At 73.5% G+C, this 5,763-nt stretch carries 6 protein-coding genes and 1 pseudogene; 4 read left to right on the forward strand and 3 right to left on the reverse strand.

Translation table 11 applies throughout. From position 1 onward, the window contains the following. Positions 1-150: 150 nt before the first annotated feature. Positions 151-1,116, forward strand: a complete 966-nt coding sequence (locus K6I34_RS29985) for a LysR family transcriptional regulator (protein ID WP_229330691.1) — start codon at positions 151-153, stop codon at positions 1,114-1,116. A gap of 90 nt (positions 1,117-1,206) precedes the next feature. Here K6I34_RS29985 and K6I34_RS29990 read toward each other — a convergent pair whose 3' ends face one another. The 3 genes from K6I34_RS29990 to K6I34_RS30000 all read right to left on the reverse strand — a co-directional run bounded on the left by K6I34_RS29990 (position 1,207) and on the right by K6I34_RS30000 (position 3,946). Continuing rightward, complete coding sequence (locus tag K6I34_RS29990) at positions 1,207-1,674, reverse strand: pyridoxamine 5'-phosphate oxidase family protein (RefSeq protein ID WP_229330693.1); 468 nt, start codon at positions 1,672-1,674, stop codon at positions 1,207-1,209. Positions 1,675-1,769: 95 nt separating this feature from the next. Further along, entirely contained in the window at positions 1,770-2,663 is an 894-nt protein-coding gene (locus tag K6I34_RS29995; protein ID WP_229330695.1) for a Gfo/Idh/MocA family protein, read from the reverse strand. Further along, complete coding sequence (locus K6I34_RS30000; RefSeq protein WP_229330697.1) at positions 2,660-3,946, reverse strand: FAD-dependent monooxygenase; 1,287 nt, start codon at positions 3,944-3,946, stop codon at positions 2,660-2,662. Before K6I34_RS30000 ends, K6I34_RS29995 begins: the two co-directional genes overlap by 4 nt. A gap of 101 nt (positions 3,947-4,047) precedes the next feature. Here K6I34_RS30000 and K6I34_RS30005 point away from each other — a divergent pair, with 101 nt between their 5' ends. The 3 genes and pseudogenes from K6I34_RS30005 to K6I34_RS30015 all read left to right on the forward strand — a co-directional run. Then, entirely contained in the window at positions 4,048-4,659 is a 612-nt protein-coding gene (locus K6I34_RS30005; protein ID WP_229330699.1) for a TetR/AcrR family transcriptional regulator, read from the forward strand. Between the two features lie 95 nt (positions 4,660-4,754). Then, on the forward strand, positions 4,755-5,264 hold the full coding sequence (locus K6I34_RS30010) for a DinB family protein (RefSeq protein WP_229330701.1): 510 nt from the start codon (positions 4,755-4,757) through the stop codon (positions 5,262-5,264). A 218-nt stretch (positions 5,265-5,482) separates the two neighbouring features. Continuing rightward, positions 5,483-5,763 (forward strand): annotated as a pseudogene (locus K6I34_RS30015) (hypothetical protein); the annotation flags it as partial.

The following is a 5,763-nucleotide window of genomic DNA, read 5'->3' on the forward strand; positions in this document are numbered from 1 at the left end:
GCGGAGAGGTGTGCGGGGCGGAAGAAGAGGCAGTGGCGGGGACGGAGCCGGCGGAGCTTGGGCTGGTGGTGCGCATGAACACAACAATGGCGACCGGGAAGCATTAGGACAAGCAATAAAAAATGCGCACTACCGATTAGCATCACTTACATGTTGAACCTGGATCGCCTGCGCACCCTCGACGCCGTCGCCCGTCACGGCTCCGTCAGCGCCGCGGCCGACGGGCTGCACGTGACGACGTCCGCCGTCTCGCAGCAGCTCGCCAAGCTGGAGCGCGAGGCCGGCCAGCAGCTGCTGGCCAGGCAGGGGCGCGGTGTGCGGCTCACCGACGCCGGGCGCCTCCTCGCCGAGCACGCCTCGCGCATCCTCTCCCAGGTCGAGCTCGCCCAGGCCGATCTGGAGGCCCAGCGTGGACAGGCTGTCGGCGAGCTGCTCGTCGACGCCTTCCCCACGGCGGCCCGGGGCCTTTTCCCGCTCGCCCTGGCCGGCCTGCGCCGGGACCACCCCCAGCTGCGCGTCCGGCTGACGGAACGGGACCCGGACAGTGCCGTGCCGCGTGTGGTGCGCGGTGACACCGACGTCGCCGTTGTCCTCGACTGGTACAACAAGCCGCTGCCCATGCCGGACGGCCTGGCCAAGGCGCCGATCCTGGACGACCCGGCCGATGTCGCCGTGCCCGTCGGGCACCCGCTCGCCGACCGGGACGAGGTGGAGCTGGAGGACTTCGCCGACGACGAGTGGATCTCCTGGCCGACGGGGGAGTTCTGCCACGACTGGCTGATGTTCACCCTGCGCGGCAAGGGCGTCGAGCCCCGCGTCTCGCACATGGCGGAGGAGCACGCCACCCAGCTCGCCCTGATCGCCGCGGGCCTCGGCGTCGGTGTCGCGCCCCGCCTCGGCAGGGGGCCCGTGCCCGAGGGGGTGCGGGTGATCCCTGTACGGCACGCGATGAGCCGTCATGTGTACGCGATCTGGCGGGCGGATGCGGATCGACGGCCGTCGATCCGGGCTGTCGTCGGGGCGTTGCGTTTTGCGGGGGAGCGGGTTGGTGGTCCGGGTGCGCCTATTGGGGTGCCTGTTGCGGCTGGTGCGCGGCTGCGGGCTCGTCGTGGCTGATCGCGCCCACGCGGCGGAGCCGCAATACAACACAGCCCCGCGCCCCTGACGGGGCGCGTACTGCGCGCGGCGCCTCGCGCCCCGCACCCCTTATGAAGCGCGCAACTTTCGGAAGTCCCAGGAGAGCACCTTCTCCGGTTTCAGGCGCAGCCACGCGTGTCCGCCGTCGTGGGGCATGGTGGGGGTTCCGAAGTATTTCGCGGCGAACAGGGCCTCCGGTGCGTCGAGTTCGGGGCAGGGCAGGCCCGTGCGGGGTGCCTCGCCGATGAATTGCGCCGTGCCGCAGAGTTCGGCGCCGCGCAGGTCGCCGTACGTGTGGCCGTCGTCGATCACGGCCGCGACGCGGGGGTCGTGCCGCAGGTCCGTCCAGCGGCGGCTGCGGACGAGGGAGTAGAGCCACAGCGCGTGGCCGTCCCAGGCGAACCAGAGGGGAGTGGTGCGGGGTTCGCCCCGCGGGGTGACGGTGGCCACGCGGCAGGTGCGCTGCCGCGTGAGGAAGGCGTCGAGTTCGCCGGGGTCCATCGCGAGGCGGCGGCCGCGACGCTGGGCGGTGGCCATGGGTGCCCCTTCCCGTTGGCTGAGTGCCCGTCAGATAGTGGGCCCTCGCCGCCCGCAGGGCAAGGGGGCCGCCCCGGCGGCCCGGCCGCGCGTCGTCAGCCGATCCGCGTCACGATCTCCTCGCACAGCTCATGCGTCCGCAGGGCGTCCTCGGCGTCGAGCACCTTCCCCGCCCGCACCGCGTCCAGGAACGCCAGCACGATCTGCTCGATACCGCGCTGCCGGGCCACCGGAACCCAGTCGCCACGACGGCGCACGGTCGGCTGTCCCTTGTGGTCCACGACCTCGGCGAGATTGACGACCTGCCGCTTGGTGTCCTGGCCGGAGACCTCCAGGACCTCCTCGGTGGAGCCGCTCATCCGGTTCATGGCGCCGATGGCGGTGAAGCCGTCGCCCGAGAGCTGGAGCACGACGTGCTCCGCGAGGCCGTCGCGGACCCTGGCCCGTACGTCGACGTGCTCGACGGGGCCGGGCGCGAGGAAGCGCAGCGTGTCCACGACGTGGATGAAGTCGTCGAAAACGAGGGTGCGCGGGTTCTCGGCGAGCCCGACACGGTTCTTCTGCAGGAGGATCAGGTCACGCGGGTGGTCCGCGCACTGGGCGTACCCGGGCGCGTAGCGGCGGTTGAAGCCGACCATGAGGCTGACCCCGCGCTCCCGGGCCAGCCGTACGAGCCGCTCGCTGGTGGCGTAGTCGTAGGCGAGCGGCTTGTCCACATAGACCGGTACGCCCGCCTCCAGGAGGCGGGTGACGAGCATCGGGTGCGCGGCGGTCGAGGCGTGCACGAAGGCCGCGTCGAGGCCGGTGGCGAGGAGCCCGTCGAGGGTGGCGTGCCGGTGTGCCTCCGGTACGCGGTAGGTGGCGCCGATCCGGTCGAGCGTGGTGGCGGTCCGGGTGTGGAGATGCAGCTCCAACTCCGGTCGCAGGGCGAGGACCGGCAGGTACGCCTTCTCCGCGATGTCTCCGAGCCCGATGCAGCCGACCCTCACTGGCCCTCCCTGGAACGTGCCTCTGCCGAATATGTCTCTGCCGAACGCGTCTTTGCCACACGTGCCTCTGCCGCGCGTGCTTCTGCCACACGTGCCTCTGTTCGTGCAGCATACGTCCGCCCCGGCGGCCGCCAGTCGGCCACACCGTCCAGGCTGCGCAGGGCGGCCGCCGGGCCGAGCCGGTCGAGGACCGAGACGGCCGCCGTGCGCAGGGCGCAGGCCGGCGCCGAGGAGAGGGCGGTGAGCCTGCCGATGCGGCCGGAACGGCGGACGACGTCCAGGGTGCGGGGCAGGCGCGCCCCGGTGTAGGCGGGGAGGGCCCGCGGCACGTCGCCGTCCGTCCCGTCCAGGAGGTGGGCGAGGACCACGGCGTCCTCGATCGCCTGGCAGCCGCCCTGCCCGAGGTGCGGTGTCATGGCGTGCGCGGCGTCGCCGAGGAGGGCCACCCGGCCGCGGTGGTAGGCGGGCAGCGGCGCCGCGGTTGCGTGGATGTCGTTGCGCAGCACGGCGGCCGGGTCGGCGGCGGCGAGGATGTCGGGGACGGGGTGGTGCCAGTCGCCGAAGAGGCGCCGCAGCTCGTTCAGTTCACCGTCGGGGGAGTGGCCGCGCGCGGGGGCGTTGGCCTGCGCGTAGGCGTAGACGCGGCCGTCGTGCAGCGGGACGGTGCCCCAGATGCGGCCGCGGCCCCAGGTCTCGTGGGCGGGGAAGGGCCGCCGCGGGCGGGGGACGACCAGGCGCCAGCAGGTGAACCCGGCGTACCGCGGCGCCGGGTGGTCGGGGAAGAGGGCGCCGCGCACGGCGGAGTGGATGCCGTCCGCCGCCACGACGAGGCCGGCCGTCAAGCGCTCGCCGGCCGCGGTGACTTCCGCGGGGCGGCCGGGACCGCCGAGGCCGGTGAGGACGGCGGGCGTCCCGGTGCGTACGGCCCCTTCGGGGAGCAGGGAGACGAGGAGGCGTACGAGTTCCGCGCGGTGGGCGACGACGACGGGGCCGCCGAAGCGCGCGGCGGCGGCCTCGTTGCTGGTGCGGGACAGCCAGCGGCCGCTCGGCAGGCGCAGTCCGCCCTCGGCCTGCCAGCCGGCCATGGCCCGCACGGCGTCCCCGGCACCGAAGGTGTCGAGCGCGCGCTGGGCGTTGGGGGCCAGGGCGATGCCTGCTCCGACGGGTTCGAGCGCCGTGGCGCGTTCGAGGACGGTGACGGTCCAGCCGCGGTGGCGCAGGGCGGCCGCGGCGGTGAGGCCGCCGATTCCACCGCCGATGACGATGGCGCTGAGCTCACGCATGGTTCCCCTCCTGGAGGCGACGGACGAGATCACTACGGATGTAGTGGGGTGCCGACGAGCCGAGGGTACTACTCCTGTAGTGGTGGCGATAGGTTGGGCGCATGCCAGTCCCGAAGTCCGCCACCGGTTCCGCCCGGGCCCAGCTGATCGCCGATACGGCCCTCGACCTGCTCGCCGAGCGCGGCATGCGCGGGCTGACCCACCGCGCCGTGGACGAGGCCGCCGGGCTGCCGCTCGGCTCGACGTCGAACCAGGCCCGTACGCGTCTGGCGCTCCTGGAGATCGCCGTGCGACGGCTCGCGCTCCGTGAGAGCGAGGTGCTCGGCCTGCCGGGGCTGCCCGCCCCCGCGGCCGGGCGCGAGGCGCTCGCGGAAGCCGTCGCGCTCGCGCTGCACCGTTCGCTGACCGGGCAGCGGGCCCTGCTGATCGCCCGGTACGAGCTGGCCTTGGAGGCGGCGCGACGGCCCGAGCTGCGGCGGATCTACGACTCGGCGGGCCGTGTCTTCCGCGAGCCGCTGACGGCCCTGATGGCGGCGCACGGCTCGCCCGAACCGGAGCGCCACGCGCTGTCGCTCATCGCGTGGTGCGAGGGGATGATGTTCTCGTGCGTCGCCGGGTCCTTCCACGCGGAGACCCCTGGCCTCGCCCAACTCCGCGCCGGGGCCGGCGAACTGCTGCGCGGCATGCTCGGCGGTACGGGCGGCGGGCGCTGATCAGCGGCCGTTCATCGCTGCTGATCAGCGCTGATCAGTGCTGATCGCTGTTAATCAATGGAGAAGTGGCGCGTGCGGGCGTGAGGATGGGCGCCATGAACGCATCCGAGCGCCCCGAACCGCCCACCGTCGCCGACGAACGCACCAGCCTGGAGAGCTGGCTGGACTTCCACCGCGCGACCCTGGCCCTCAAGTGCGCGGGCCTGGACGACCGGCAGCTCCGCGAGGTGTCGGTGCCGCCGTCGTCGCTCACCCTCCTGGGCCTCGTACGGCACATGGCCGAGGTCGAGCGCAACTGGTTCCGCAGGGTGCTCGGCGGTGAGGACGCCCGGCCGCTCTACTACGGCGACGACGACCCCGACGGCGAGTTCCACGTCACCGAACGGGACACCTGGGACGAGGCCCACGCAGCCTGGCAGGCGGAGATCGCCGCGGCCCGCGAGGCGGCGCGCGGCCGCTCGCTGGACGACCGCGGTGTCTCGCCGCGCAGCGGCAAGGAATTCGACCTGCGGTGGATCTACATCCACATGATCGAGGAGTACGCCCGCCACAACGGGCACGCGGACCTCATCCGCGAGCGCATCGACGGTGTGACGGGGGAGTGACGGGCGAGCAAGGGGTGAGTGAGGGGGCGCATGGGTGACCACGGCGGCGGCCGGAGGTGGTGACAGGGGCTGCCGGGGGGCGTGAAGGCGCGGCCACCTGTCAGCCGACAGTCGGCCACACGCCGGCCGCCCGTTGACCGTTCGTGACCGCACATCACCCATGCGTCACCCGTGCGGGGAATTCCCAACGTGCCGCACACGCCACCAGAGTTGAGCGGATGCATCGTTTGCCAGCGACGGCCGCTCTGGCGGCGGTGGCCCTGGTCGCCGCCGCGGGCTGTGTCGCCGTCCCCTCGCAGTCCACCGGTCATGACGCGGCCCGGCCGCACCACTCCCGCTCCGCGGGGCCGGAGCCCGGCCCGGGGCGCGCCCGCGAGGCCCTCGTCGACATCGGGCCCGACGCCTCGGGGAAACCACAGGGCGACCCCTCGCGGAATCCGTCCTCCCACGCGCCCCCGGGCACGCCCGCGGACCCGCGTGATCCGCACGACCCCCGGGC

Source organism: Streptomyces sp. UNOC14_S4 (genome assembly GCF_020740835.1).
GTDB lineage: Bacteria > Actinomycetota > Actinomycetes > Streptomycetales > Streptomycetaceae > Streptomyces.

Excerpts from the sequence above, each read along its gene's own strand:
- K6I34_RS30005 (WP_229330699.1), top strand. The coding sequence starts at position 4,048 with ATGCCAGTCCCGAAGTCCGCCACCGGTTCCGCCCGGGCCCAGCTGATC.
- K6I34_RS30010 (WP_229330701.1), top strand. The coding sequence starts at position 4,755 with ATGAACGCATCCGAGCGCCCCGAACCGCCCACCGTCGCCGACGAACGC.
- K6I34_RS30000 (WP_229330697.1), bottom strand. The coding sequence starts at position 3,946 with ATGCGTGAGCTCAGCGCCATCGTCATCGGCGGTGGAATCGGCGGCCTC.
- K6I34_RS29985 (WP_229330691.1), top strand. The coding sequence starts at position 151 with ATGTTGAACCTGGATCGCCTGCGCACCCTCGACGCCGTCGCCCGTCAC.
- K6I34_RS29990 (WP_229330693.1), bottom strand. The coding sequence starts at position 1,674 with ATGGCCACCGCCCAGCGTCGCGGCCGCCGCCTCGCGATGGACCCCGGC.